The sequence below is a fragment of the Streptomyces luteireticuli genome (assembly GCF_041519305.1).
GTDB lineage: Bacteria > Actinomycetota > Actinomycetes > Streptomycetales > Streptomycetaceae > Streptomyces > Streptomyces luteireticuli.
The window spans coordinates 245,109-271,386 of the sequence record NZ_CP167928.1 but is presented as its reverse complement, the minus strand read 5'-3'; the positions used below and the strand labels follow the sequence as shown (position 1 = coordinate 271,386).

The 26,278-nt window shown below is 68.3% G+C and carries 28 protein-coding genes and 2 pseudogenes; 12 read left to right on the top strand and 18 right to left on the bottom strand.

Annotation, left to right across the window (positions count from 1 at the left end; translation table 11 throughout):
- Positions 1-68: 68 nt before the first annotated feature.
- The 9 genes and pseudogenes from AB8735_RS36860 to AB8735_RS36820 all read right to left on the bottom strand — a co-directional run bounded on the left by AB8735_RS36860 (position 69) and on the right by AB8735_RS36820 (position 11,448).
- Positions 69-818, bottom strand: coding sequence for a transposase family protein (locus AB8735_RS36860; RefSeq protein ID WP_372412194.1), 750 nt, complete (start codon positions 816-818; stop codon positions 69-71).
- A 902-nt stretch (positions 819-1,720) separates the two neighbouring features.
- Positions 1,721-2,779 (bottom strand): SWIM zinc finger family protein, encoded by a 1,059-nt coding sequence (locus AB8735_RS36855; RefSeq protein WP_372412467.1) that lies wholly within the window; start codon positions 2,777-2,779, stop codon positions 1,721-1,723.
- 269 nt (positions 2,780-3,048) lie between these two features.
- Positions 3,049-6,042, bottom strand: coding sequence for a DEAD/DEAH box helicase (locus AB8735_RS36850; protein WP_372412193.1), 2,994 nt, complete (start codon positions 6,040-6,042; stop codon positions 3,049-3,051).
- A gap of 1,427 nt (positions 6,043-7,469) precedes the next feature.
- Positions 7,470-7,682 carry a DUF397 domain-containing protein gene (locus AB8735_RS36845; RefSeq protein WP_372412192.1) on the bottom strand — a complete coding sequence of 71 codons (213 nt, stop codon included), beginning with the start codon at positions 7,680-7,682 and terminating at the stop codon, positions 7,470-7,472.
- A gap of 79 nt (positions 7,683-7,761) precedes the next feature.
- Positions 7,762-7,974: pseudogene (locus AB8735_RS36840) on the bottom strand (hypothetical protein); the annotation flags it as partial.
- On the bottom strand, positions 7,938-8,471 hold the full coding sequence (locus tag AB8735_RS36835) for a CbrC family protein (protein WP_372412052.1): 534 nt from the start codon (positions 8,469-8,471) through the stop codon (positions 7,938-7,940). The pseudogene AB8735_RS36840 and the gene AB8735_RS36835, both read right to left, overlap by 37 nt.
- Positions 8,472-8,563: 92 nt before the next feature.
- On the bottom strand, positions 8,564-10,096 hold the full coding sequence (locus tag AB8735_RS36830) for an ISKra4 family transposase (RefSeq protein ID WP_372412053.1): 1,533 nt from the start codon (positions 10,094-10,096) through the stop codon (positions 8,564-8,566).
- Positions 10,097-10,165: 69 nt separating this feature from the next.
- The gene (locus AB8735_RS36825) at positions 10,166-10,765 is read right to left on the bottom strand and encodes a hypothetical protein (protein WP_372412054.1); all 600 of its coding nucleotides are present in this window, start codon (positions 10,763-10,765) and stop codon (positions 10,166-10,168) included.
- 5 nt (positions 10,766-10,770) lie between these two features.
- Complete coding sequence (locus AB8735_RS36820) at positions 10,771-11,448, bottom strand: Scr1 family TA system antitoxin-like transcriptional regulator (RefSeq protein ID WP_372412191.1); 678 nt, start codon at positions 11,446-11,448, stop codon at positions 10,771-10,773.
- A gap of 132 nt (positions 11,449-11,580) precedes the next feature.
- Here AB8735_RS36820 and AB8735_RS36815 point away from each other — a divergent pair, with 132 nt between their 5' ends.
- The 6 genes from AB8735_RS36815 to AB8735_RS36790 all read left to right on the top strand — a co-directional run bounded on the left by AB8735_RS36815 (position 11,581) and on the right by AB8735_RS36790 (position 15,718).
- On the top strand, positions 11,581-11,838 hold the full coding sequence (locus AB8735_RS36815; protein ID WP_372412190.1) for a hypothetical protein: 258 nt from the start codon (positions 11,581-11,583) through the stop codon (positions 11,836-11,838).
- Between the two features lie 160 nt (positions 11,839-11,998).
- On the top strand, positions 11,999-12,184 hold the full coding sequence (locus AB8735_RS36810) for a hypothetical protein (RefSeq protein ID WP_372412189.1): 186 nt from the start codon (positions 11,999-12,001) through the stop codon (positions 12,182-12,184).
- Between the two features lie 422 nt (positions 12,185-12,606).
- A complete protein-coding gene (locus tag AB8735_RS36805; protein WP_344025454.1) occupies positions 12,607-12,753 on the top strand; it encodes an albusnodin family lasso peptide in 147 nt (48 codons plus the stop codon).
- A 78-nt stretch (positions 12,754-12,831) separates the two neighbouring features.
- Positions 12,832-14,535: an albusnodin/ikarugamycin family macrolactam cyclase gene (locus AB8735_RS36800; RefSeq protein ID WP_372412188.1), complete on the top strand. Its 1,704-nt coding sequence runs from the start codon at positions 12,832-12,834 to the stop codon at positions 14,533-14,535.
- Positions 14,460-15,155: a lasso peptide biosynthesis B2 protein gene (locus AB8735_RS36795; RefSeq protein ID WP_372412187.1), complete on the top strand. Its 696-nt coding sequence runs from the start codon at positions 14,460-14,462 to the stop codon at positions 15,153-15,155. Before AB8735_RS36800 ends, AB8735_RS36795 begins: the two co-directional genes overlap by 76 nt.
- Positions 15,152-15,718 carry a GNAT family N-acetyltransferase gene (locus tag AB8735_RS36790; RefSeq protein WP_372412186.1) on the top strand — a complete coding sequence of 189 codons (567 nt, stop codon included), beginning with the start codon at positions 15,152-15,154 and terminating at the stop codon, positions 15,716-15,718. Before AB8735_RS36795 ends, AB8735_RS36790 begins: the two co-directional genes overlap by 4 nt.
- A gap of 134 nt (positions 15,719-15,852) precedes the next feature.
- On the opposite strand, the gene AB8735_RS36785 is transcribed toward AB8735_RS36790, so the two are convergent.
- Positions 15,853-16,128, bottom strand: a complete 276-nt coding sequence (locus AB8735_RS36785; RefSeq protein WP_372412185.1) for a GntR family transcriptional regulator — start codon at positions 16,126-16,128, stop codon at positions 15,853-15,855.
- A 174-nt stretch (positions 16,129-16,302) separates the two neighbouring features.
- On the opposite strand from AB8735_RS36785, the gene AB8735_RS36780 reads away from it, so the two are divergent.
- From AB8735_RS36780 to AB8735_RS36765, 4 genes are all read left to right on the top strand, one after another.
- Positions 16,303-16,617: a hypothetical protein gene (locus tag AB8735_RS36780; RefSeq protein ID WP_372412184.1), complete on the top strand. Its 315-nt coding sequence runs from the start codon at positions 16,303-16,305 to the stop codon at positions 16,615-16,617.
- Positions 16,614-16,829 carry a hypothetical protein gene (locus AB8735_RS36775; protein WP_372412183.1) on the top strand — a complete coding sequence of 72 codons (216 nt, stop codon included), beginning with the start codon at positions 16,614-16,616 and terminating at the stop codon, positions 16,827-16,829. The genes AB8735_RS36780 and AB8735_RS36775 overlap by 4 nt, the downstream gene beginning before the upstream one ends.
- Positions 16,826-17,029, top strand: coding sequence for a hypothetical protein (locus AB8735_RS36770; protein ID WP_372412182.1), 204 nt, complete (start codon positions 16,826-16,828; stop codon positions 17,027-17,029). Before AB8735_RS36775 ends, AB8735_RS36770 begins: the two co-directional genes overlap by 4 nt.
- Before the next feature lie 414 nt (positions 17,030-17,443).
- Positions 17,444-18,316 carry a hypothetical protein gene (locus AB8735_RS36765; RefSeq protein WP_372412181.1) on the top strand — a complete coding sequence of 291 codons (873 nt, stop codon included), beginning with the start codon at positions 17,444-17,446 and terminating at the stop codon, positions 18,314-18,316.
- A 23-nt stretch (positions 18,317-18,339) separates the two neighbouring features.
- Here the strand turns inward: AB8735_RS36765 and AB8735_RS36760 are convergent, their stop codons facing one another.
- The 8 genes and pseudogenes from AB8735_RS36760 to AB8735_RS36725 all read right to left on the bottom strand — a co-directional run bounded on the left by AB8735_RS36760 (position 18,340) and on the right by AB8735_RS36725 (position 24,023).
- Complete coding sequence (locus tag AB8735_RS36760; protein WP_372412180.1) at positions 18,340-18,741, bottom strand: hypothetical protein; 402 nt, start codon at positions 18,739-18,741, stop codon at positions 18,340-18,342.
- Positions 18,742-18,897: 156 nt separating this feature from the next.
- Entirely contained in the window at positions 18,898-19,506 is a 609-nt protein-coding gene (locus tag AB8735_RS36755; protein WP_372412178.1) for a helix-turn-helix domain-containing protein, read from the bottom strand.
- A 672-nt stretch (positions 19,507-20,178) separates the two neighbouring features.
- Positions 20,179-20,808 (bottom strand): transposase, encoded by a 630-nt coding sequence (locus AB8735_RS36750; protein ID WP_372412038.1) that lies wholly within the window; start codon positions 20,806-20,808, stop codon positions 20,179-20,181.
- Positions 20,772-21,293 carry a helix-turn-helix domain-containing protein gene (locus AB8735_RS36745; protein WP_372412039.1) on the bottom strand — a complete coding sequence of 174 codons (522 nt, stop codon included), beginning with the start codon at positions 21,291-21,293 and terminating at the stop codon, positions 20,772-20,774. The genes AB8735_RS36750 and AB8735_RS36745 overlap by 37 nt, the downstream gene beginning before the upstream one ends.
- 93 nt (positions 21,294-21,386) lie before the next feature.
- A pseudogene (locus tag AB8735_RS36740) lies at positions 21,387-22,301 on the bottom strand (IS630 family transposase); the annotation flags it as partial.
- Positions 22,302-22,344: 43 nt separating this feature from the next.
- Positions 22,345-23,265, bottom strand: coding sequence for an IS3 family transposase (locus tag AB8735_RS36735; protein ID WP_372404936.1), 921 nt, complete (start codon positions 23,263-23,265; stop codon positions 22,345-22,347).
- A complete protein-coding gene (locus AB8735_RS36730) occupies positions 23,262-23,570 on the bottom strand; it encodes a transposase (RefSeq protein WP_372404934.1) in 309 nt (102 codons plus the stop codon). Before AB8735_RS36730 ends, AB8735_RS36735 begins: the two co-directional genes overlap by 4 nt.
- 66 nt (positions 23,571-23,636) lie before the next feature.
- Positions 23,637-24,023 carry a helix-turn-helix domain-containing protein gene (locus AB8735_RS36725; protein WP_372412177.1) on the bottom strand — a complete coding sequence of 129 codons (387 nt, stop codon included), beginning with the start codon at positions 24,021-24,023 and terminating at the stop codon, positions 23,637-23,639.
- Positions 24,024-24,864: 841 nt separating this feature from the next.
- Between AB8735_RS36725 and AB8735_RS36720 the strand changes: the two genes are divergently transcribed.
- Positions 24,865-25,500, top strand: coding sequence for a hypothetical protein (locus tag AB8735_RS36720; protein ID WP_372412176.1), 636 nt, complete (start codon positions 24,865-24,867; stop codon positions 25,498-25,500).
- Between the two features lie 164 nt (positions 25,501-25,664).
- A complete protein-coding gene (locus tag AB8735_RS36715) occupies positions 25,665-25,985 on the top strand; it encodes a hypothetical protein (RefSeq protein WP_372412175.1) in 321 nt (106 codons plus the stop codon).
- Positions 25,986-26,278: the final 293 nt, after the last annotated feature.

Here is a 26,278-nt window from a genome sequence, read left to right as displayed (position 1 = left end):
CGGAGGGGCCAAGGGAGTAGGCGGAGTCTGACACACGTGCTCCCGGCAACGGTCTCCCGGAGCCTTTTTCACGTGTAGATCATGAGGGTGGGGATGGCTGCGGCGGCTGACGTGAGTCTGTTCGGGCTGGTGCGGGCATGTCGGAGGATCCTCCACCGCTTGATCCGGGAGATGGTGCACTCGACGGGAGCGCGTAGGGCGGCGTGCACTTTGTTCGATTTCTTGTGTTTGTCGGGCAGTTCGGTGTCCGGGCGGCGCTTGATCGGGGTGATGACGGTGCCGCCGGCACCTTGGTAGCCCTTGTCCGCGAGGACCTCAAGGCCCAGCTGCGCGCAGACGTCGACGACGCCGTGCTCGCGGGCGGCCTTCACGTCGTGGGTCCCGCCGGCCAGCGCGGGTGAGATCCACAGCAGCTTCCCTTCCTCCGCGGTGACGACCTGCAGGTTCACTCCCTCACGGCGGACCTTGCCGGAGAAGTGGCCCTCGGCCCGTACTCGGTCGGTCTCGGCCACGGTCCCGTCGAGGAGGACGTAGCCGTCGGCGTGGTGACTGGTGAGGGCCTCCGTCAACGAGGGCGCGAACCGGGTGAGACGCTCGATCGTGTCGTTCACGTAGCGCCAGGCCGTCGCCGTGCCGATGCCGAAGCCGGCGGCGATCTGTTCGAGGGTGTCGTGCTTGCGCAGGTAGACCAGGGCACACCGGGCCCAGTCGTACGGCCGCAGCCGGCATGGCCGGTCGCCCTCGCACGAAGCGATCACCATCGTAACCAACTCCAGCAGCTCCTCGTCGACATCACATGCGGCAGGATAGGAGAACACGGGGCATCTCCGCAGGTCAGGCTGTGTTTGGCGACTTGGCAAACCAGCGGGATGCCCCGTTCGTCACGCCACCGTCAACACGCCGTCACCACCTCACCCACAGGCCCTACAGATGGAAAAGGCTCCCGATGCCCTGGCAACAGTCCGTGGTCCCCTGGTCGGCCCCCATCGCCATCCTGTAAAACGAGCTCGCTCGCATCACAGGCCCACCGGCTGGCCGGGACACCCGGCCCCATTTTTCCGTAACCGAGGTGATCAGCGCAGCGATCTCGCCCACCTGTAAAAGGAACTTCACAGACCCATTCCTCAAAGGCGATACTCGAAACGGCGTCGGAGCTGGTGGGCTGGTGCGGGGCGGCCCCCGGATCCAGGGTTTGGCGCACGCGTTGAGCTGGGCAGTGGCGGCTTTGGTCGCGGGGTCGATCTCGTCGGGGTCGGCGAAGGACTGCCCGGCCAGGTGTGAGCGATCACGTAATTTCGTGATCGCTCGCAGTCCCCGGCGTTCAGGTTCCCGCCCGCTTCGCGCACGGTGTCCGCACACAGGCCAGCAGGCACTTCTTGCCCAGGTCTAGCCCTGCTGCCCGCAGGTAGAGGACCTCGTCCTTCACATCCTGTCTGGCCGTCGATAGATCCTTCCGCACGCGCTCATTCCAGTGAGCGCGTGCGGAAGGATCTGGGAAGTCGCTGAGTCTGACACACAAGCTCCCGGCCGCCGCGCGGTCGCCGTGGCGCAAACCCAAATCCCACAACAGATCTCTATCGCCATCCTGTTGGGCGCGCTGACCGGCATCACAGAGTCTTCGGCTTGCCGAGCGCTCGGCCCCATTTTCCTCCCCGAGGAGGCCAGCGCAGCCGGCCTGGCGAACCTGTTGGGAATCCTGCCTCTTGAGGTGTCGTTACTGTCACGAGCGGTGATCTTGGAGTGCGAGTAGTGTTGTGAGGGCTGTGGTGGGATCGGGGTCGGGTTGGCCGGTGGGCCACCAGGTGCCGTCCGCCTCTTTCCGGTACGGATACCAGCGGGCGTCGTGGCCGTAGCGCAGTTGTCGGTCGCGTCCGACGACGGTCCAGCGGTTGCGCCACGCGCGCAGTTGGGGAGGCCGCCCGTCCGTCCAGTCTCTGGCGAGGGAGGCTCGGGCGCGGGCCAGCACGGACGGGTCCGGGGTCCAGGGATCCTCCAGGACCGTGAGTGCGGCCATGCCGCCGTAGCGCCAGGCCCGTACTGCCTGGGCGAGCTCGGACAGCGGGCGATCGATGCTCTGAGCAATCCGCGCGAAGACTTCAAGCTGCGGGTGCTCGGCGGCGATGCGCACAGCATCCTGCCACTCCGTCAGATCGGCTGGAACCAGCGGTGTCTCGTCCGTCAGTGCGGTGGCGAGTTGGCGGCGGGCACGCTCGGCCGCGTCAGCGGCCAGGATCTCCAGCGCCTCCGGATCGATGCCCGGTTCGGCGGGCCGGGACGTGACGAAGGCGGGCGGACGCCCAGCGCGTTCGGGCAGCGTCGGCGGCTCGGGCAGCGGTGGCAGGTCAGCACGCGCCGCGAAGACCTCCTGGGCCGGTATGCCTGTCGGTGCGGTGAGAGTACGCGGGGATGGAACCGGCGCCGAGGCCGCCTCTGTCTCCGCGCGGGCGGCGTTGCGGCGAGTGAACTCGTCCAACAGTTGCTGTTCGCCGCGGCCGCGCATCAGCAGCAGCACGAAAGGGTCCTCGTCCAGCAAGCGCGCGACCTGGTAGCACAACGCGGCGCCATGCTTGCACGGATGGCCCCAGTCGGGGCAGGAGCAGAACGGCTCCAGGTCGTTCGCGGACGGCAGCAGCCGCACGCCTGGCACCAGCGCGTCCTGCACCAGCTCGGTGGGCATGTCGTGATCGAGCAGTGCGGCGATGTGCCCGGCGCGCGCTGCCACTGTGTCGAGGAACTGGTCCCATTCCGCGTCGCCCAGGACGGGGATCGTCAATGACACCCGGTAGGGCCGTGGCCTGCTGCCCTGCACCGGGGCGCTGATCCGGCCCGGGACCACTGTCACCTCGCCCACGGCCCCGCGCCGTGCATAGGTGCGACCGCGGGTAAGACGACCGGAATCGAGTGAGCACTCCTCCAATGCCGACACCCACGCCTCACCCCACCAGGTTGAGGCAAAGCCGTTCCGGCGGCTGGGAGCCGGAGGGAAAGGGGGGAACGTGCGGCTGAGCTGTTTCTGGGTCCGCTGCGGGGGCTTTGTCGGGCGCGTGCTCACGTGCGGCCTCCCCGGGCGCTGCTCCGACAGATCGCGCCCCGAGGCGGGGTATTGTGGCGCATTACCACCAGGTCGGCCAGGTCGGCGTCGGAGAGTTCGGTGAGCGCCGCCTCACCCTGGCTCAGCACGGCGTCCGCGAGCCCTTTCTTCTGCTTGAGCATCTCCGCGATCCGATCCTCGACCGTTCCCTCCGCGATCAGCCGGTGCACCTGTACCGGCTGCGTCTGGCCGATGCGGTAGGCACGGTCGGTGGCTTGCTCTTCGACTGCCGGGTTCCACCAGCGGTCGAAATGGATGACGTGGCCGGCACGGGTAAGGTTGAGGCCGGTGCCGGCAGCCTTGAGGGAGAGCAGGAACACCTGCCGTTCGCCGCGCTGGAAGCGGTCGACCATCTCCTCACGCTGCTTCACCGGTGTCCCACCGTGCAGGAACTGCGCCGCAGTGCCGCGGGCTGCGAGATGCTGCTCCAGCAACCGTCCCATCTCGACGTACTGGGTGAAAACAATCACCGAGCCGTCCTCGGCCACGATCGTGTCCAGCAACTCGTCGAGCAGCTCCAGCTTGCCGGAACGTCCGGCGAGCTTCGCGCCCTTCTCCTTCAGATACTGCGCCGGGTGGTTGCAGACCTGCTTGAGGCCGGTGAGCAGCTTCATCACCAGGCCGCGCCGGGCCATCCCGTCTGCCTCACCGATCGCTGCCAGCGACTCGCGCACCAACGCCTCGTACAGGGACGTCTGCTCCTTCGTCAGCGAGACGGGCTGGTCGGTCTCGGTCTTGGGCGGCAGCTCGGGGGCGATGCCGGGGTCGCACTTGCGACGGCGCAGGAGGAAGGGACGGACCAGATGGGCGAGACGGTTCGCGGTCTCCTGGTCACCATCGGCCTCGACCGCGCGGGCATAGCGGTCACGGAAGGACGCGAGCGTGCCGAGCAGCCCGGGTGTCGTCCAGTCGAGCAGGGCCCACAGCTCGGAGAGATTGTTCTCGACCGGGGTGCCGGTCAAAGCGATACGCCCAGCGGCAGGGACAGTGCGCAGCGCCCGCGCGGTGTCCGAGTACGGGTTCTTGATGTGCTGCGCCTCGTCCGCGACCAGCAGGCCCCACGACACATCAGCATCGGCCAGGCGCTGGGCGTCGCGACGCAGCGTGCCGTATGTAGTGAGGACGAAGGCATTTGGCGCAAGGTCGTCCAGCGTGCGGCCCGCGCCATGAAATCGACGTACTGCGATGCCGGGTGCGAAGCGGTGTACCTCGCGCTCCCAGTTGCCGAGCAAGGACGTCGGACAGACCACCAGGGTGGGGCCGTGGGCCGATCGCTCATGACGGCGCAGGTGCAGGGAGATGAGGGTGATGGTCTTGCCGAGGCCCATATCGTCGGCAAGACAGCAGCCCAGGCCGAGGCCGGCCATCCGGTCCAGCCAGGCGAGACCCCGGAGCTGGTAGTCGCGCAGGGTGGCTGCAAGCATCGCAGGCTGGCTGCTGGTGGCCGATCCGGCGTCCGGCCCCGCCTCCGGATCAGCGATCCGCGCGCGCAACTGCTCCAGGACACCACCCGCAGTGACCGGCACGGACGTGCCGTCGATCTCTACCTCGCCGGTCAGCGCCGCGCCCAGGGCATCGATCGCAGTCAGCTCGCGGCCGCGCTGCTTGCGGACCTTGCGGATCAACGCCTGGTCCACCACCACCCACTGGTCGCGCAGCCGCACCACCGGGCGGTGCGCTTCGACCAGGCGGTCCATCTCCTCCTCGGTCAGAGACTCCCCGCCCAGAGCCAATTGCCAGCGGAACTCAAGGAGTTGACCGGAAGAGAGGAAGGTCTCCAGATCCGACTGCGCCTTCTGGCGCCGGGGCGGCTCCAGCAGGCCGGTCGCGGTCAGCTCCGTCGCCAGGCCCTTGGGCAGATGGACCTGGATTCCGGCTGCGGCCAGCCGTTCCGCAGCCTCACCGAGCAGACCCAGCAGCTCGTCGTCGGCCAACTGCAGCGCATCGGGCACGGTAGCGGACAGCAAGCGCGACAGCGGCGGCCATACCTTCGCGCCCCGGCGCAGCGCCAGCAGCGCATCGGTACGAGTGCGGGTGCCGAACTGCTCCGGAACACCTGCGTCCCCGGCCCACATCTCGGCCGCGTCGACGACCAAGGTGGGGTCGGCGCAGCTATGCAACTGCACCACAGCCCGGAACCCTGGCCCGGAGCCGCCACTGTCGCCGTAATCTTCGCCGTACAGGCGCCCGCCCCGGAGGTCGTTGTCGTCCTCCAGACGGAGAGAGACCCGCACGCCCGCGTCCATCCCTACGGCCACCTCGGCAGCCCACTCCCGCTGTTCGGGGATGGGTATCGGCATCCGCGCGGCGAAGGCCGGACCGGTGGCCAGGTGATGCGCTGCCGGAGAGCGCGGCAGGCCGTCAGCGACCGCGTCCAGAAATGCGCGCAGCAGCGGCTCGGCGGCCGGCAGCGCTACGGGCGACGCGCCCGGCAGCGGGATTGCGCGCGCCTCCGGCGGCATCGCCGCCGCGAGATCGCGGATCCGGCGCACATCGTCGCCCTCCAGCGGACCGAAACGCCAGGCGTCGAACCCGGCAGGGCTCACCCCCGGCAGCAGCCGCCCCCGCGCGGCGAGCCGAAGCGCGACGAGAGCTCCTGCTCCCCAGAACGCGGCAGAAGCAGAGGCGTTGCCGCTCTGTACCGTGACGCGAGCACGGGTGAGCACGGGCACCGACTGTGCGACCGGCAGCAGCACTGCGGTCACGTTGCGACGGCGGGCCCCGTTCCCGTGCGGCCGCACGACGGTGAACTCCTCCGGTTCCACATCGCAGTCGGGCAACTCGCCGCCGTCCGCCCGCCAGAACGCCATGCGGCCCTCCCGGGCCGGATCTCCGGGCAGAAAGACGGCCTCGCATGTGATGAACGCGGCTGGGACAACGCGCTCAATCACCCCGGGCCTCCTCAGCCCGGCAGGTTCGTCCGCTTCGACGATCTGGAGGATACGCGCCATGGCCGGATGCCCTTCGAGCCGGGGGAACAGGTATGCAGCGAAGCGACACCTTCATGTCTTGTCGCCACTGCAACCGCACGGCAGCATGCTATCGGCCCGTGACATACACGCACGGTCGGGAACAAGGACGCGTGAGTGACAGTGTGGGCCCAGCTCCCAGCGGCACCAGGCCGCTGCACTGTTGCGCCAATCGGGCCAATCTTCCTCCGGCCGGGCCTCCCCGTACCATCATGGTGAAAGACCGGTGACCAGCCCAGATGGGAAGAACCCGGGCGGGGACAGCTCAGCACAGCCGTCTCTGCAGCACTTGCCGCCATGGCCGAATCCGTGATGCCCTGCTCTCCGCAGGTGACTCACGGTGAAGAACGCACCGTCCGGCCCCCCCTTGAAGCTGCCGTAGTGTGTCGGCCGTGAATCCCTGCCGGTGAAGGTGAGACGGTGTCATGAACCCAGGCCCCCATCTGGCTCATGGCACCGTCACCCAAGCACTGCTCGTTCGTGGGCAATGAGCTCTTCCGATCGTGACGGGTTCGGGTGATGGGGTGACCCATGACGCAGTTCAGCTCACCCTGCCGTTGCAAGAATGCCAGTCGCCCTGCGGAGCAAGGAGCTTCGCGGTCACCTGTTGTGCCACTCTTGATGTGCCTTCCGAGCCGCGTTCCTGGCTGGAGAGCCTGATCGCCGCCCGAAGGAGTGAAGCAGGCCGTACCTGACAGACACTGACCAGCTGGGACCACCATCGCCCCGCGTCGGCAAAGGACAGATCACCACCGGCCCAGGCCCCCCGCACCGCACCCGCCCGCCCGCCCGCCCGCCCGCCCGCTAGACCCCCACCGACGAACACGCCCTCCGGGAACGACAGAACGCCACCGAACATGTTCTCCCCGACGCGCTATGGGCGACTGTCGCCCCTCTGCTGCCCAAGCGACCGCCGCAGCGCAACGGCGGACGCAAGCCCGCCGACGCCCGCGCCATCCTTGCAGGCATCATCCACGTCCAACTGCTCGGCTCCCTGTCAACGGCCTCGCTTACGGAGACCGCCGTCAGCTCCCCATGGAGTCACATTCCCGGCGCCCTCGGCGTCAGCCGCTACACCTGCCGCGCCCGACTCGACCTTTGGGAAGCCGACGGCACATGGCGCAAGGTCCAACCCGTCCTTGAATCCTCACCCCACATCCGGCGACTCATAGACACCACCCCCACGCCGACGCGCTAACACCACCTCGGCACACCGACAACGAAGGGCCCCCGGGCGCCGCTGCGACCGGGGGCCCACCCATACACCGAGGACCAGGCAGGGGCGGAAGGGCTTCCAGCGTGAGCAAACAGCAACCCCCGCTCACATCTGCCGATCGCTCACCATGTTCCACCGACCGCACGAGAAAGCCCCGGCCCGCTGGTAGCAGGCCGGGACTCCGGTAACCAGGCTACAGGTCGCCGCCCTTGACGGTCGCCACGAACGCAGACCAGGCAGACGACGAGGCCGTGACGACGTGGCCGTCGGGCACCTTGCTGTCACGGACGGGGACGGCGCCGGACGATGCGAACGCGGGGGCCCACTCGATGCAGGCCCCGCCGTTGCCCTGGCTGTAACTGGACTTCACCCATATGGCGTGGAAGAGGTCCGGGATGGTGCTCATGACTGTGTGCCTCCATGGCGTGCCGGATACAGGAAAGAGACTCATCGAACGACAGAGCGTTTGCACGCAACCTGTCGAACGCTGCACATGCCTCGCCGACAGCGTCTGATGCGTCGTTCACTTGCCCACGCTCGTACGTCTCCTCGTACAGGACATCGGTCTCGTCCTGCCCCGTGAGCACAATAAACGGCGTTGGGTGCGGATCCTTTGAAGGGAGGATCGGCTCGGTTTCGCGGTTGCTGGCGTCGGCGTGGGTCAAGAAGCGTCGGCGTAGGCGATATGGGTGTCGCATACGGTGCAGCGGAAAAGCATGGCGCTTGCCCCCTGACCGAGGTGGGTCAGGAAGTGTTCCAGCTGGGAGGCGTCGTGCCAGCCGTCCATCCGTAGGTCGAGGCGGAGCTGGTCGAGGGCCTCGGAGTGCGCCGCCAGCTCGGTGTATCCGACCTCGCCGATGAAAGCGGCCGCGTCCTGGCAGTGGACGAGCCAGTGCGGATCCTGCCAGGCGTGGAAGCCCGGGGTGCGGCGGGTGACCTCGTGCAGGGTCTCCTCGCTGACGCCGTCGAGCCCGTAGGCGTCGGTGAACTCACCAGCGAAGCGTTCGGCGGCGGCGCCGTCGGCGATGCACCAGGGGCAGAAGTTCCCGTTGGTTTCTTGGGCGGTGTAGAAGGTCGCGGTGTAGATCCATCCCGTGCTGCGGTCGCAGCAGACGCATGTCTCGGCACTCGCCCGGACGGATCCGGTGGCCAGGGGATCGGGGTGGTAGCGGAAGAAGGGCAGGCTGACGCTCACTGCTGCCCCTGGACGTCGCTGTTGATCTGGGTGCCGACGGCCCCGCCGATGAACTCCATGGTCTGCAGTCTCTCCGCAAGGAGGGGCTGTGATCAAGCGGTGAGTTCGTATTCCTGCTGGTGGGGCCCGGGGTAGAGGCGCTGGTGCTCGCGGGCGGCATGGAAGCGCCAGTAGAAGTCGAAGTCGCCGTTCGCGACGACGGCGCGGAGCTGGAGGACGGCTTCGGCGCCGGCGAGGCCCCAGCGTGCTCCGGTGATGTCGAGACGGTCGGCGATCAAGTGCCGGCAGGCCCCCTCGACCGCACCCGTGGCGATCGGCCAGCCGGCCTCCAGAGCGGTGTCATAGCGGAGTTGATCGAGGTGGCCCGTGAGGTAGCGGTGGCAGGCGTCGACCGCTTCGCGCCGGGCCGCCGACAGCCCGGCCCGGTCGGCCTCGGCGACGATCTCGTCAGCGGTGCGGGCGGCGTGACCGGCGAGAATCGCGGTCAGATGGCCAGCGGCCCACGTCTCGGCCTCGCGGCTGCCTGGCAGGTGGAAGGCGTGCGCCGCAGCCCACAAGTACTCGCTCACGTGCACGAAGTCCAGCAGGACGTGGATGCGGATGCCCCGGCGCTCGGCCTCGGTGTGGATGAGGTCGAGCTGGTGGCGGGCGCCGTCGACCAGCACGATCCAGGTTCTGGTGTGGTGCGGGTCGCGGGCCTCGGCCTGGGCAAAGGCGTTCGCGATCAGGACCTGCGGCGGATGGACGAGCGAGGCGGTGCACCACTTGTGCTCGGCCCGCGGTCCCGGACGGACAGCGCGCTCGCCACTGCGGCCACCGGGCGGGTGGATCACATCATGCGGCCGCCGCGGGGCGGGGCGGGTGTCGAAGACGCAGGCCACGGTGGCCATTCGCTTGCGGTTCGGCTTCTCGCCCGGCGCGAGCCGGCCCCGATGGGTGCCCGCGTTCTTCTCGGCCGCCTTGCGGGTGGCCTCACGCAGAGCCTCGGGCCGCATCACCACCCCCTTGCCGTCCGCCTGGAGAACCAGCGGCATGTCCCGGCTGCACGGAACGGGGACCCTCGCCTGATAGAAGGCGGCGACGTCCACGGCCGCCGCGGTGACGAGTTCTTCCAGGCGGCGTTTGCCGAGCACCCTTCCGCAGCGGCGCTCGACCGCCTCCGCGGCCTGGTCGAAGGAGCCGCGCACCGCCTCGGTGACCGCCAGGCGGCGCAGTCCCATCGAGTGCCGGCCCGCCGACAGCGCGAGCTGCCGGTCGGCTGGGTGCACGTTGGGCAGTCCGGGGCCCCGGTGAGCCACCCGGCGCACCTGCACCAGACCGAACAGGCAGGCCAGGTAACGCGTATGCCCCGGCTCCCGCCAGGGCCGCGTCCGCCCCTCCGGCCCCACCACAGCCGGACGGGCTCCGGCCCGGACCTCGCTCTCCTCCCGCAGAGCACGCAGGTCGAGATGGTCCTGCAGCAGCTGCCGCAGCAGCTCCCGGCCCGCCTCCTCCAGACACTCCTCCAGCTCAGCGTGGGTCCAGTCAGCGGCGGGCGGGCCTGACAGCGTGCGTGTCAGCGATTCGAAGGCACTCAGGGAGCGGGCAAAGGGGTCAGCGGCACTGTTGGCGGCGTACGGTTCCATCCTCGGGGCTCTTCTCGTCCTGCAGGTCACTGGTTGGCACCTACGACTGTAGACAGAAGAGCCCCTCCACTACGAGGTGTTGGGCGATGCGGCCGTCCTGCGGCGCGCAGGCGTGAACAGCCCCGGTTCGTCCTCGTCCAGCCAGCCCCGCTCGACCAGCCGCTTCAGCTTCGACCGCGTGCCCTCGATCTTCCCGGTCTGTGCGGGAAGCCCGATCCTCGGCACGACCTGTTTCGCCCGCACCGGCCCCGGAGCATCCGCAACGACCTCCAGGATGTCCTGGTACACCCGAGGCAGCACGCTCACGTCCATGCCCGGCTGCCACTTCGGCACGGCCAGCACACCCACCACCCGCCGTTCCGCACCCGCGTACGGCGACGGCTCCCGGACCTCGTCCACTGCCTCGGTCTCGGGCCCCTCCGCTTGCACCGCCGGCGCGTCCGCCGACATCTCGGCCATCACCTCGGCGACCGTCTCCCGGGCGATCCGCAACCGCTCCAGCCCCTCCCGGGCCACCTCCAACTTCCCGGCCATTGCGGCGATTTCGGCCTCAAGCCCCTCCACCCGCACCCGGGCGGCCGCCTCACGAGCCTCCAACTCCTCGAACAGCGAGCCCATCCGCCACCCCTCCTCCACCGCCACGGTAGAGACGAGCAGCCCCGAGCACACCCCCGTCAGCGTCCCGCCGACTCAGCCATTCCCTTGAAAGGATCCGCACCCAACGGCGTTGCTCGCGGGGGAGAACCAGTGATCGGGAACACCTGGATTGTGATGTGCGGGTGTTCGGATACCGAGACGAGGTGTTGAAGCTGCCCCCGCATCACATCGTGCCCGCCCATACCAGCCCATAGAGCGGACTCGTGCAGGATCACCCACAGCGATGGCGGTTTGGGGCGATCGAGCACCTCCCGGCGTCGCATGCGATCTTCCACCCACTTCTTGATCGCGGCTGCCGAGTCCTGCGGACGAGCTGACCTGTAGACGGCTTCGGTGTACTCCGGAGTCTGGAGTATTCCGGCAACCAGAGTGGGGGCGTAGTCACGGATAGCCCGCGCCTGGCGCTCTTGCTCCAAGAACGGGATGAACCAGATGGGGTTGCTTGCGTCCGCTGCCTTCTGACGCATGCGAGCGTAGGTCCCTGGCGTACCGAACACCCGGTCGCACTGCTCGGCGAAGACCGCCGAAGCGAGCTGTTCGCCGCGTTCGACCTTGCTCACGATGGGCTGTTGACACCACAGCTCTTCGGCAAGCTGGGTCTGGGTCCAGCCCTTTGCCAGCCGGGCAAGTCTGATCTCTTCGCCGAACTCCTGCGCCGGCGTCTTGACCTTGGGGACGTCATCGGATTCGCTCATAAGTTCAACTCCCAATATTCGGTGGGGAGATGGAATGAAACATACCCTGTTCAGCGCGCCGCCGCCGTTGGAGTCTGTGCCTCACGGTTGATGCCCGCCCAACTGGTGCGGGACACACGGAGGTTCGAAAAGATGAAGACGACCTATACCCGTGGTGCGTGGCTGGTAGACACGCAGCACAACAAGGTGGGGCGCGTGATGGATGCCAAGCTTCCCGGCGTCTACTACCTGCGTCCGCCCGGCGGTGGCAAGGAGTGGTCCGTCCCAAGGAACGGCGTGCGTGCCGCGACGGCCGACGAGGCGCAGCGCGCGAACGCCAAGGAACACCCCCCGAAGGGGCCCGTGTTCGTCGGCAACCAGTACGGCGGCATCGAGCGGGTGCGCCCGTGACCGATCTGCGCGCCACCTACCAGTTCCCCCGGCCCCTGATCGGCGTGACCGGCCAGTCCCGGCCCGCATGCCGAGGGGGTGATGCGGTGCCGGTCGGGGACCAGGACGCCGCCCGACTCCCTACGGAGCCGGCCCAGAGCAAGCCCGGGGAGAACACGCCGTGATCCCCCTGCCGCACAGCAGCGGTCCCCCGGCTATGCCGACCCCGGTCAAGGGCTGTGCCCTCTGCGCCCGGCTCGACAGCGGATGGCGGAGGGCTCAGAAGAACGGCGACGAGGCGATGGCTCAGAAGTTCGCGGGGGCCTACGTCAAACACCACACGACCCGGCACCCGGGGGCGTGGTGACCACTGGAACGAGTGACCGGTACGTCCGGCTCGCCGTCGCCCTGGTGCTCGTCGTCGTCCTGGTCGTCGCCGTGGTGACGCTGCTCGCGCTCGTCCTCTAGACCCCCGCCTCTCTGCTCATCCGATACCGAACGGTCCCCCCTGGTCGTGTGTCGGCAACCTCCGAGAGGCGGGCCCGCTCGGCCGGTCACCGTGCCCCCCGCTGTGGCCGGCCGAGCCCCCCTTCCGGCTGTACGGGGGACAGCCGGAAGGCCCCACGTCTCCGTCCCGCCGGGAGGAGTCCGCCGCATCAGTCATGCGCGGCTTCGACACCCCCGACGAGTTTGGGCGCCCTGACCGGTCTTCCCCTTGCACGCAACGTTGGGGGCTTACACCGTGCAAGGGGTTGTTGTCACAACCGATCTGGAGAGGAGGAAGAGCGCATGTCGCAGCAGCACCACGCAGCGGACGCGGTGAAGGACGCAGATCCCCTTGCCGGTCCCTCGGTCATCGTTCTGGGCGACGCTGCCACGCTGACGCGCGGTAGCGACAAGAACAGCACCGAGTCGAAGCAGGAACCGTACGACTGATCGAAATGATGGCGGCCCCCGGCGGGAGAAATCCCCACGGGGGCCGTTCCGGCTTGTAGCGGCGGAAGAGGTGACGAAGTGGAAGAACGCAAAGCGCGGTGGTACGGCGGGAGCGCACCAGGCAACCGACCCGCTGCGACACCGGTAGGCGCACGTCTGCTCTGGAGTGATCCCGCTCTGTGGGTCTCGGGCAACTGGCAGCCCGAGCACGTTCGGAGCGTGGAACTCGGCAGCGCGCGAATCGCCGTACTCGGCCCGTGCTCGGCCACCGAACACGACTTGGCCCATGCCCTGTCGGCCCCCGATCTGGCGACGGTCGCGCGGACTTGGGCGGGCTCTCACACCATCGTCCGCATAACCGAGCGGGGCCATGTGGAAGTCCTCGCCGACACGTGCGCAGCGTCTCCCCTCTATACGGTCAGCACCTCGGGCGGGACGGTGTGGGGGTCCAGCTCGTTCGCGCTTTCCCCGCTCGTCGGCGGACATGTCGATACCGGGTGGCTTGCCGCGTACCTGCGGGACAAGCGCACGCCTGCTCCGGGCCGGAGCGCGTGGGCAGGCGTGGCCCCGGTTCCCGCCGGACACCTGCTGGCGCTCGACGCCGAGGGCGGAACGTCGCTGGCCCCGTGGTGGAAACCGGCGAGACGAACCCCCGACGAGGTTTCGGCAGCGCTTCGGCACGCGCTCGGCGAGGGGGTCCGTGTGCGGGTCGAGGGAGTGTCCGCGACCACGGACCTGGCAGGCATGGACTCAACGACCGTGGCGGTGCTTGCTGCGCAGTACGGGCCGATCACTGGTGTGACGCTGCACCCGACGGGTGTCACAAGCGGCGGAGATATGGAGTATGCCCGAGCGCTGAACGTGCCTGGTCTGAACCGTACGTTCTTCCCTCTCGGCGTGCGGCATCTGCCGTTTACCGCGACCAATGTCGCGTTGCCCGCAACAGACACGCCGGCTCCATCAACTGCCGTGTGGGCAATGCTCTCTGAGCAACTACGGATGATGGCTGCCGCGGGTTCCGTCTGCCACCTGACCGGCGATGGCGGAGACAACCTCTTTCTGTCTGCCCCGACCCACCTTGCGAGTCTCGCGCACCGTGGGCACTGGTTGCGGATGCTCGGGGACGCAATGGACTGGGCGCGGCTGCGTCGGGAGAGCCCGCGCCCGCTGATCGCTGCCGCCCTCCGTGGCAACGCGGCGCACATCGGCCGCGCAGTGCGGCCCCGCCCTCCGTGGCTCAACGTCTCCGTACCGGACGCGAACACCCCCACGGGCACCGATCCGGACACGGCTTTCGTCGCGTCCCTCCGGAACGTGGCACGGTCGGCGTACGCGGAAATCCAGCTTGCGGACGCGCTCGGCGTGGCACTGCACAACCCGTACTTTGACGGGGCCGTTCTGGATGCTGTGGTCTCGGCACCCGTCGAACAGCGGTACTCGGCGCACCGGTACAAGCCGCTGCTCGCCGACACGTTCGCCGATCTGCTGCCAGAGGCGCACCGCAAGCGGGCCGCGAAGGGGGTGTTCGTCGGGGACTTCCACCAGGGGCTCCGTGTCAACCTGCGGCGCGTGCTCGGACTCTCTGACGGGCGTCTGGCCTCCCTCGGACTCATCAACCCCGCCCCGCTGCGTGCGGCGATTCACGCGGCAGCACTCGGCGCACAGACCGTTTGGCCCCCGCTGCTTGCCGCCCTCGCTGCCGAGGCATGGCTACAGGCGGTCGAACGCGCGCCCGGCACCGAGTGGGAAGAGCGAGCACCAGCCCCGGCGGGTGCGCGATGAGCCGTAAAAACACGGTGGCTGCGCTCACCACACATGTCTGTGTGCTTATCGACTACGACACAGGACACACCGAGTTACGCCCTGCTTCGGACGCTGCCGCGCACATGGGCGCGACGGTCGTGCGGCTCCGGGATGCTGCCCTGTCGTGGGGAACTGTCGAACAGTCGGCGGTCTTGCCGACCCCTGTGCCCATCCCGTTGCGGTGGCGCGTCGGTGCAGTGCCGGTCGTACTCGTCACCGCTGCGACATGGGCGGTCGGCACCCGCCGTGGCCGATTCTCCCGACTCGTACGGCTGGCTTGTGCAGGGCGCGACTTGCCCCCGGCAACAGAGTGTCAGTCTCGCTACGCTGTGTGCGCCGTTCGCTGGGCCGCGCGGGTACTACCGATGCGCTGGGCGTGCCTGGAGGACTCGACCGCCGCAGCGCTCTTGCTGGCGGTGGCCCGGCGCCGGGCCGAATGGCGCCACGGCGTAGCCACCGACCCGGTACGGCTGCACGCCTGGATTGCCAACCCGGAAGGGAAACCAGTCGAAGAACCAGCGGACACCGCTCTCTACACCCCCACCTACACACCGGACGGACCAGGCCCGGCAAGGGCCGACAGAGGAGTACGACCGTGAGTGACCCGCACATCCTCCTAGCCGGCGAGAGCCTTGCACTGGGGATGCCCCGCCAAGACATGCTGCCCGAGTACCACAAGTGGGAAAACGATCTCGGGACCGTCATCGGATACGGCAACCAGTGGGCACAGGCATGGGAGGTACGCGCCGCTGGATACGAGCGGCAGCGTGCGAACGAGCGCTATCAGCAGTTCGAGGTAGTGCGACTCAAGGACAAAGCAGCCGTAGGGATGACGGTCCTTCAAGTCAACACCTACGTGCGTACAGCTGAGTTCGTGATCGTGCTCGCCCCGGAGGAGCGGGGAAAGGGGCACGCAGCAGAGGCGACGCGGCTGACCCTGGATTGGGCGTTCCACGTTGCGCACCTGCGCATGGTGTGGTTGAAGGTGCTGGAGCCCAACCGTGCCGGGATCGCTGCCTACGAAAAGGCCGGGTTCCGCGAGGTAGGACACCTTCGGCAGTCCGGATACTGGCTCGGGAAGCCTGTGGACGAAATCCTCATGGACGCGTTGCCCGAGGACTTCCCCGGCCCATCTGCTGTGACTGCCGCTCTCGGCGGCTGACGCGACCGCGACCGCGCCCCGTTCGCCGTTCTGCGGGCGGGTCTCTCTGGTCGTTCCGTGACCCCACGGCCAACACGCGACCGCCTCCCTGGGGGCCGACCGGAAAAGAGCCGCCCGCAGCAAAGCTAGGGCCCCTACTCGGCGGACTCGTCCTCGCTGGCGGGCGCACTCCGGTCGGCCACGTAGGTACCGCGCTGCGGGACAGTGAACACGTACCCCTCTTCCCGGAGGTACTTCACGGCGTTCCGCACAGTCTCCCGGGCCACGCCGAAGCGCTGCACCAACGATGCTTCGGACGGGATGCGCCGGTTCACGGTCAGAGTGCCACGCTCAATGTCCGCGATGATCAGCGCCGCGATCTGCTGATAGACGGGCGTCGGAGACTCGTGGTCAACCTCGGGTACAGGCATGCCCCTAACCGTAGACAATCGGCCATGTTTGCGTAACGCGGCATACGTCCCCCTACCGAGGTAGACGAAGGTAGACCAGTCGCCTTACCGTCGAAAACGAAAGCGCCCCGACAGACCGCGGGAACGGCACTGCCGGGGCTTCGCCACCCAGCTTGCATAGGAGCTGAACGACGCATGCGTGATCGTATCCTCCGCGTCCTCCAATGGGTCCTGGGGCTGCTGCTACCGGCCCACGGTGAGCACCGCACCACCGCGACGACGCCCCCGCCCGCCCCCGTCTCCGCGTGGCAGAAGCCGTGGCGCGGCCCCTCCTCCGCTCAGGTCCGAGCGATCTTCCACGCCGAAGAGGATCAAGGGCTCACTCTGGAACAGCGGCAACACCGCTGGGCCGTGCGGTTCGAAGCAATCGGCATCGATTACCCGGCGAGGTGCCCGAACGACCACTTCGAGCAGTACGCCCGCCACGCGGACAGGCGGTTGTCCGCATGAACCTCGCCGACCACTTCCCCGACATCGAACGCACCGTGCACCGGCCCGAGGTCTGCTACCGATGCGGGACCACCACGCACGCATGGACGTTCGTGACGCATATCCCCGGCACCAGCGGCCCCGGCTACAGCCTCTACGCCTGCCCCGGACACCGGCGTGCCGACGACGCACCGCCCGCCCGGCAGCACCCCGTGGAAGGGGAACAACAGTGAGCAAGGCCGGACCCCGAAGCGCCCACTACGCCGGGCGCGGCACCTGCCCGACGTGCGACACCACCGAACTGATCAGGAAGAGGGACCACAAGTTCCGCAGCCACCGGCGCATGGGGATGTACTGCCTCGGCAGCAACGGAGCCCCCGTGGCCCCGGTCTGGTGGCCTGGGATGGAACCGACGGCGGAGGGACAGCAGTGACCGAGTACGGCGTGTTCTACGACTGCGAGTGCATCGCAGCCACGCTCTACAGTCCCGCCGAAGCGGAGACCGTGCGCATGGAGTTCGTTGCCGACGACCCCGTCTCTCTCCCCAGCCGCTACACCGTGCACGTGATGTGCATGGAGCGCCGCGACGCCGAGCAGGCCCGGGGACAGTGCGACCAGTGCGCCGAGATGTACGGCGACTGCCCCCCACCGGCAAGAGCGAAGCGAACCAGCCCCGTTCGGCCCACAGCGGTCGGGCGGGGCTTTCGGCTGCCACACACCGGGGGGGCAGATCAGAGGTCACCCACCGTGGTCAGCTCACTCTCACCGATTCAGGCAGTACGGGGGTACCACCCGGAAGAAAGGCTGACCCCCTCTCTCCAATATCCCCTTCCGCACCAAACCGCAGTTGTCCGACGCCCTCGCGGCCGCGGGCAGCCAGGCCAGCTTTCCTTGCCGGGCAGTGGTGGCCGACTGCGCCTACTCCGTCAGCGATGACTGGTACCTCACGCTGCGCGAGGCCTGCCTGCCCTGCGTGGTTCACCTCAAGCCGCACCGCGGCACCTGGGCGCGAGCCGACCAGCCGCACACCCCCGTCGACGCCGCCCGTGCCCTGGCCTGGCGGGGCGGGATACTGATACACCCCGGGGACTGGACGCCTGTCGAACGCTGCTTTCGTGATGACCGCGCCGAGACCTGGTGGGCCGCCGATGCCACCCTCGGTGGCTGGCAGCCCCACGGCCCGTGCCGCCAGGTCGTGGCCACCACCGACCCGGCCACGCTGCCGGACAAGGCCACCTACCTGGCCACCAACCTGCCCCACCCCGACGCACCCCACGCAGACACCTCCCCACACCCGCCGGCCGACCTCGCCGAGATCGTCCGCCTCCACGGACTGCGGCCCTGGATCGAGCAGAGCTACAGACAGATCAAGGACGAACTCGGCTGGGCCGACTTCCAGGTCCGCTCCGACCGTGCCATCCGCCGCCACCAGACCCTGGTCACCTGCGCGTTCACCTTCTGCTGGGACCAGTGGTTCGCCCCACCCGGGCCACTGGACGCCACCGCACCGGACCCCTGCCCCGACAACGGGCCAGAGAGGGGGACCCACCACACCCCACCAGCCCCAACCACCCTGCTGGCCCAGGGCCTTACGCGCCGTACGTTCCTGGCTCACCCTGCCCGTCGCCCCGCACCGCTGGTGGCGGGCCTGGACGGACAAGGACCCTCCCGCCGAACTCCAAGCCCTGCTCGACGCGGTCACCACCGGCAGACCTCTTGATCCCTACCGCCGGGTATAATGAACTACCGGTAGCCTGACGTGACCTCTACGGTGGCGGCGGCTGGTGCGGTGCCCTTGAGCATGCAGCTGGCGATGATGCCCATGGCGGTGAAGCTCATGTCGCCCGGGGTGACAGTGACCTTCCCTGGGGTGTCCAGGCGGACCGATGCCCTGCCGCCGCTCAGGATCACGGGTTTGCCGCCCGCTATGGCATCGGGGTTCGTCAGCCCTGTGGCATTCATCTGCCCTGTCTGTGCACCGCCGAGGGACAGGCCGGCCGTTCCCTTGACCGACCTGGCAGGAACACTGATCGGAGAGTTCATCCCCATGAACACGTCCAGGCTCAGCTCCGCTGTGCCGCCCTGTGGCACACTCACGGGAGCCGTCACCGTGACTTCGGCTGTGAGATTGAGGTCTATGCCCATGCCCCGGCACCGGTAGACAACCGGAACGGAACCGTCCTGCCCCGACGCCGAAACCGGCCCCACAGCCGCCCAGGCGACGGCCATGACCGCCGCCGCGAGAACAGCCCCTTGCGTACCCATTCTGCTTCGGGCGTATCTCATCGCCGCATGCCTCCCTCACAGAGAGCGCCAACGGGTATCTGCTGCCCCAGAATCTGCTACCGCCCGGGAGGCACTGTCTTGTAAGAATGCGACACCGGCCCCAAGAGGGGGGAAACGCAGCTGCCTGGGGGCGCAGCCGATCAGCAGCTGGCAGTCGTGGGTGAAGTGTGCCTGGTCGTAGTAGCCGCACGCGGAGGCGGTCGCGGCCGGTGAGGAACCGTCGGCCAGCATCCGCACCGCCCGCAGCAGCCGCAGAATACGCGCAGCCTTTTTGGGGGTGAGGCCGGTTTGCTGCCCGAAACGGCGTTCCAGCCTGCGCTGGCTCCAGCCGACGTCACGGGCCAGGCGCGCGATGGGCACCTGCCCGCCCGTACCGGCGAGGCGGTTCCAGGCGGCAGTGACTTCCGGCGCGGGAGGAACTCCGCGTCCGTACCGGTCTATGATCATCCGATCCACCAGGGCGAACCGCGCCGGCCAGGACCCGGCCTCCAGGACACCCTCCAGCCTCTCCCTCTCACCGGGGCGCAGCAGCGCGGACAGCCCGACAGCAGATCCCGCGATCTCGGACAGGTGTCGGCCGAGCAGGGTATAGGCCATCAACGGCGTGAGGAGCACCTCCACCATCCACACGCTCCCGGCATGTTCCCCCACCACCGCACAAGCCCGCATCCCGGGCCACAGCGAGACCACAGGAACTGGCCCGGGCCGGGCCCCCGTCGCCAGCGCGGGCGCCTCGAAGTTCATCACCAACCCCACAGCCGCGGCTCTCAACTCTCGCAGCCCAGCCCCAGCTCCGGTCAGGGCCCGGCAGCCCCAATAACCACAGACCCCGCCCCGCACCAGTCGAGCAGGCCGGGCAAACACCCGCTCGAACGGTCGGCGCATCCCCGCACACGGACACAGTGAATGCTGCATCAGGCCTCCGCACCGCTCCTGACCGGACTACCCCGGCCCACATACGGGAACGGACCCTCGCAACCCGGCACAGGCAACGGAAGACCGATATCCGGCCGTCTGCTGCGGTAGCCGGACATGCGGTACTACTGATTCCGTCGTTACCACACAGGAGTGGCCTCGGCGCCCGCTACCACCGGTGCCTGGCGAGCGCGTCATACGCCACATCACCCGCCAGGCCAACGCCCTCGGCTTCTCTGTCCGCTTCGACCCCATCGAAGCCGCATAGACGCGCCACCGTCGCATCCCTCGCTGGCCAGGGCTCACCCTTCATTTTCGGACCAGAGTTGACAAACGAGAGATGCGGGTGAGTGTCTCGTGGTGTTGCAGGCAACCGTTCATCTAAGCGGTCTTGAGTAAGTGCGTTGTGTTTGGTGCCAGTGCTGTGGCTCGTCGTGTCATGGCTTGGTCGACGGCAGCGTGCAGCGTGGCGGTGCTGGTGTAGGCGCGGACTGGCATGTCCTCGTACTTCACCGAGCGCCACACGCGCTCGATGTGGTTCAGCTCCGGTGACCTGGGAGGGAGGTAGAACAGGTGGACCCCTATGGCTTCCAGCTCCTCGCGTCGTCCCTTGAAGAGCCTGGCGTGGTGGATCTGGGCGTTGTCCATGACGACCGTGCACGGCCGGTGCCGCCGCCAGGTGGACGGCGGGCCGGCGAGCTGGTCCGCGCCGTCGGGCATGCGGGCGATCCGCCGGCAGACGAAGTCGAGGACCATCCGCGCGTCGATCCTGTGGTCAACGGCAGTCCAGACCAGTTCGGGGTCCGGTCCGGTTCCGCTGAGGGCGCCGAGCACGTTGACCCGGCGGTTCTTGGTGTCCTCGCGCCTGACGACGGGACGTACCCCGGTGCGGGCCCAGGTGAAACCGGTCGGGAGAGTCGGGGAGAACCCCGACTCGTCCAGGAAGTACAGGTCCTCCTCGCCCGCTTCGGCCCTCAGCCGTACAGCCGTAAACCCTCCAGCCGCTCCCACGCGGCGGCCTGGAGGGCCGGGTCGGCCTTGTGCCGCAGGCTGTCGCGGGTGCGTTTCCAGCGGAAGCCGTCCCGGTGCAGCAGGACCGACAGCCAGGACGAGTCGATGTCCACCCGGCGCTCGCGGCGCAGCCACTCGGCCAGTGCGGGCAGTGTCCACGTCGTCCCCGCCTCCGCCGCGGCGTCGAGCATCGCCTCCAGCGCGTCCAGGTCCTCGCGCTTCCAGCGTGGCGGACGGCCCGCGCGCGGTGCGTCAGCCAGGGAATCGAAGCCCCCGTCGAGGAACCGGTGCAGTGCTTTTCGCACCGTGACCTCGTGCTTCTCGACGACCGGCGCGATCTTGGGCACCGTCCAGCCCCTCGCCGACAGGCGCACGCACTCCAGCCGCATCCGCTCGTTGACCGTCAGGTCCCGTGCCCTCAACCGCCGCCGCAACCCGGCAACTTGCGTCGGCGACAGCTCCACCCGCAGTGGCTTCATCGCCATGGCAGCCCCTCCTGCCATGCCATCTACCCAAGCCACACCGCAAATCACCAAGACCGCTTAGTGTGATGCGCCAGAAATCAGAGGCGTAAGTGGCTAGGGAGTCTTGGTGTCGGGCGGGGCGATCTTCGCGAGGTAGTCCGCGAGCGAGTTGAGGATCTCGTCGGCGGTCTTGGTCCAGGTGAAGGGCCGTGGGTTCTCGTTCCACGTCTCGATCCATGCCCTGATGTCGTCTTCCAGGGCCTTCACAGAGCGGTGGACACCGCGGCGGATGAGTTTGTCGGTCAGCAGGCCGAACCACCGCTCCACTTGGTTGAGCCAGGAGGAACCGGTGGGGGTGAAGTGCACGTGGAAGCGGGGATGCCGGCCCAGCCACGTCCTGATCTCGGGGGTGTTGTGGGTGGCGTAGTTGTCGCATACCAGGTGCACATCGAGTTCGCGCGGCACTGCCTTGTCGATCGTGACCAGGAACTTCTTGAACTCGATGGCCCGGTGACGGCGGTGGAGTTCCGATATGACGGTGCCGTCGGCGATGTTGAAGGCGGCGAACAGGCTGGTGATGCCGTGCCGGAAGTAGTCGTGGGTACGCCGCTCGGGCATCCCCGGCATCATCGGCAGGACCGGCTGGGAACGGTCCAGAGCCTGGATCTGGCTCTTCTCGTCCACGCACAGCACTACCGCCTTCTCGGGCGGGTGGTGGTACAGGCCGACGACGTCGACGACCTTGGCGACGAACTGCGGGTCGGTGGAGAGCTTGAAGGTGTCCTGCAAGTGTGGCTTGAGATCGAACCGCTTCCAGATCCGCCCGACCGTCGACTTCGACAGGCCCGAGTGCTTCGCCATGGAGGCCCGCGACCAGTGCGTGTCCCGGCCGGGCGTGGACTCCAGCGTCGCCACGAGGACGTCCTCGACCTGGTCCAGCAGGATCGACGGCGGACGGCCCACGCGCGGCTCGTCCGCCAGTCCGTCCAGACGGCGGGCGATGAAGCGGGACCGCCAGCGGTTCACCGTCGCATGGGCAATTGAGGTTCCCCCGCTGCGTGAGAGTTGCTGATCAGCAGGTCGGGACGGGTTGATGGGTGTTCAGGTTCGCTGGTTCGGCCGTCGCCTGGTCGGTGTAGTGCTTCTCCTCGAACTCGATCGGGCTGAGGTAGCCGAGCCGTTCTTGGATGCGGCGGGGGTTATAGAAACCGTCGATGTACTCGAAGAGCGCGAGGTTCGCCTCGGCACGTGTGGCGAAGGTGCGGCCGCGCAGGCCCTCGGTCTTGATCAGCATCCACAGATTTTCCGCGAGGGCGTTATCGTACGAGTCCCCCACGGACCCCATGGACGCCTCAATTCCCGCCCGCACCAACCGGGTCGTGAGCTTGATGGACGTGTATTGACAGCCGTGATCGGCGTGGTGAATGAGCTTGCCCGGCTCGACCTCGCGGGACGAGAGGGCGTACTCGAGGGTGGTCAGCACCAGGTCCGCATCGGCGCGGGCGGAGGTCTCCCAGGCGACCACCCGGCGGGAGAACGCGTCGCGGATCGCCGAGAGCCACAGCGGCCCCTCGCCGGTCGGAACCATTGTGAGGTCGGTGACCCACAGCCGGTTCGGCGCGGGTGCGGTGAAGTCCCGGTTGACCAGGTCCGGGGCCAAGGTGGCCTTCGGGTCCCGGCGCGTGAAGCCGCTCTTGCGGCGTGGGCTCACGCCCGCAAGACCGTCCTCGCGCATCAGCCGTTCGACCCGCTTGCGGCCCACGCGGACGCCCTCCCGTTTGAGGACGGCGTGCACCCGCGGCGAGCCGTAGATCCCGCCGGAGTCGGCGTGGATCGTGCGGATCTGCTCGGTCAGCTCGACGTCCCGGCGGCGCCGTTCGCACGGCTCCTTCTCCGCGCGGCGCCAGCGGTAGTAAGTGGCGGAAGGGATGTGGAGCTCCCGGAGTACGCACTCGACCCCCAGGCGGGGATGCTCGTCAACGAGCGCCGTCACCTGGGCCGGGTCGGGTCGAGTTGCGCCGCGAAAAACGCCGAGGCCGTCCGCAGCACGTCGTTGGCCCGCTTGAGCTGGGCGTTCTCCTTGCGCAGGGCCGTGAGCTCGGCCCGCTCGTCGGTGGTGAGCCGGTCGTCGCGCTCGCCGGCATCGGCCTCGGCCTGGCGGATCCAGCCGCGCAGGGCCTCCGGATGCACGCCGAGGTCGACGGCCAGTTTCTTGATCTGCGGCCTCGGGTCGGAGGTGCGGTACATCCGCACCGCACGCTCACGCAACTCCAGCGGATATCTTCTCGGGGCAGCCATGGTCGAAGGTCCTCTCATGAGTCCCATCTGACCCTCTGTCAACTGACTCCGCATCTCGGGGGAAGCTCAAATGCCCAGCTCGGCGGCGACCTGCTTGTTCGTCCCGCCTTCCGCGCACCGCAGCACGATCTTCGCGCGCAGAGCGAGGTACTGCGCGGTCTTCGCCCGCCTCGCCCAGCGCGTCAGCTGGACATGCTCCTCGTCGGTCAGGACCAGTCCCGCCTTGCGCCGGCCCGGCCGCGGCGCGTCCGTCAGAGCATCCATCCGCCGCTCAGCGAACCGTGTTCGCCACTTGCGGACCGTGTCCGCCGTCACGCCGAGCTTCGCCGCCACACGCACGGTCGGCAGCCCCTCGGCGCAGGCCAGGACAATCCGCGCCCGTTCCGCCAGACGCGCCCCTGCCGCCCCGTCGGCCCACCGCGTCAGCTCCGTGAACTCCTCAGCGGACAACACAATTTCAACAGCACGAGGCCCTGGTGACATGAGAAAACCCTAGCCACTTACGCCTCTGATTTCTGGCGCATCACACTAGGCGGACTCACCAAACATACGACGCCACCGAACCCGGAGCGGTTCAGCCTCCCGGCCGCCCCTGGCCCACGCTCGACGCCACGGGCTGACCGCCTGCGGCACCCCCTTCCAGGCAGGGTGCCGGGTCGAGCGTCCCGGACAGGGTGAGGAGAAGCTGCTGACTGCTGTCTGACCAGTTCTGCGGCGGGCCGGCCGGGGCCCGGATGTGACAGGCTTACCAGTTTACCGAAGAGCCGTGGCCGCTGCAAGTCCTCCGGCGGCAAGAAGCAGCACAAGCCTTGAGGCTGTCGGACCAGGTGATGCGCGATGCCCGGCGGTGCTTCGGCAGCAGCATCGAACTGCTGACGGCAGAGGCGTGGGCCAACGGCTCGCTTGGCCAGGCATGGCTGGACGCCCCGCTCGCCGAGCGAGAACCCGAGCAACGGTTGTGCCTGGAAGTGGCGGGCCGGGGCCTCGACCACGCCGTCCCCGGCTGGCCTTGCCACCGTGGCAGCAATGGAACGGATGGCGCCGGTCGACAGCAGGCCGATGCTGGCCGGTACCGTGACCATCTCGCCGAGCCCCAGCCGCTGCCCGGTGCGGGCCTGGCGCGCGGTGGATGTCTGGGACAGCGAGCGCGTCCTGTTCATCGCCTACGACGGGCCCACCCCTCACACCCTGATGGCCCAGATCACCGAGGTCGGCGGCACGATGGTCGACCAACTCGGCCTCCTCACCCCGGACTCGGCCACTGCCTGGACCCGGATCGGGGGACGATATCCCCATGCCCTTGACCGGCCATGGCGTGTCCGCGGCTCTCGCCGATCTCGCCGCGGCCCTGGGGACGACGGACATGACCTGGCCCCGCCACGATGACGAAGACTTCGTCGAACTGCGGGCACTGGCCTGGGCACGCTGCCGTGACCGCCTTCCCGATCGGCCCGAACACCGGCCGCTGCCCGACGCCGAGCGCGCCCGTCTTCTCAGTACATTCACCGCCACCGTCGGCACCGGACCGGAAACGGCCGACACCATCCGGTCGCTGGCCGAGCTGTTCCTCGACTACGGCGAGAACTACATCACCACCGGCCCCCTGGCCTGGAGCCCCGGCCAGGCAGTGCTCTTCCTCGCCGACTGGCTGCCCTGCAAGGCCGTCCTCGACCACGACCAGCGCACGCTCCTGCCCGACGTCCTCAAGCAGTGGGTACGCTTCGCCCTCACCGAACGCGGCGTCGAACCACGCTGGATCGCCCCCCGTCATCGCAGCCGTCGGGGTCCACCTGCCCGGCTTCCAGGACGCCTTCGACGACCACTCCGCCTGGGGCCCGGCCAAACAGATCGCCGCCCTCCTCACCGGCCGCGGCATCGACCTCACCGACCAGAACGCCGTCGACACCGCCATCCGCACCCTCAACGCTGAACAACTCGCCCGGCGACTCACCCAGCACCCTCGCTTCCACAACCCTGACAATTCCTCAAGGAGACCGTTGAGCACCCCGGCCGCAGGCGCCCACACTCTCAACATCCGCAAGCCCTGCGTTTGCGTCGGCCTCATCGTCGGCGGTGCCAGGACCATCGAGGTCCATGTCGGCCATCCCAATCTGCAGAATCACCGCCGGAGACCTCCTGCGGATCAGCTGCGGTGATGACACCCTCACCCGCTGCGTGACCGGGGTGGAGGAGTACGAGTCTTTCGAGGCGATGCTCGACGCCGAGGCCCCGGCCGCGATCGGTGGCCCGGACATGACCCACGACCAGCTCGTCACCGCGATCTGCAACATCCACCCGCCCGAGAAAGAAGCCCTCGACGCCGGCGCCTTCGCCCTCCCCCGACGCGTACGGATCTGCATGCTCAGCCGCCTGCTCGAGCCGGGGCGGCTGAGCACTCCATCAAACCGCACTTGACGCATGCGAACTTCGCTCGGAGTGACGCAGTTCTCCCTGCGCGACATGTCCGCAACCGTCTGTCTCAGCTGGGCACATGCGGGAGGTATTGTCGCGCAGCATCGCGTGCGGGAGGTGGACTGCGGTATGCAGACCAGTCCTACCCAGCCGCTGTTACTCAGGCAGCTCAGGTGTAGCAGGCCACAAGGCGGCTGCAGACCTCTGTCGCAAAGAGCCTGCTCCATCGGGACCGGCGGGAGTCGCTACGAGCGGGGTCCTGAGTCATCACAAGCCATGTGGTGCGTTTGACTTTT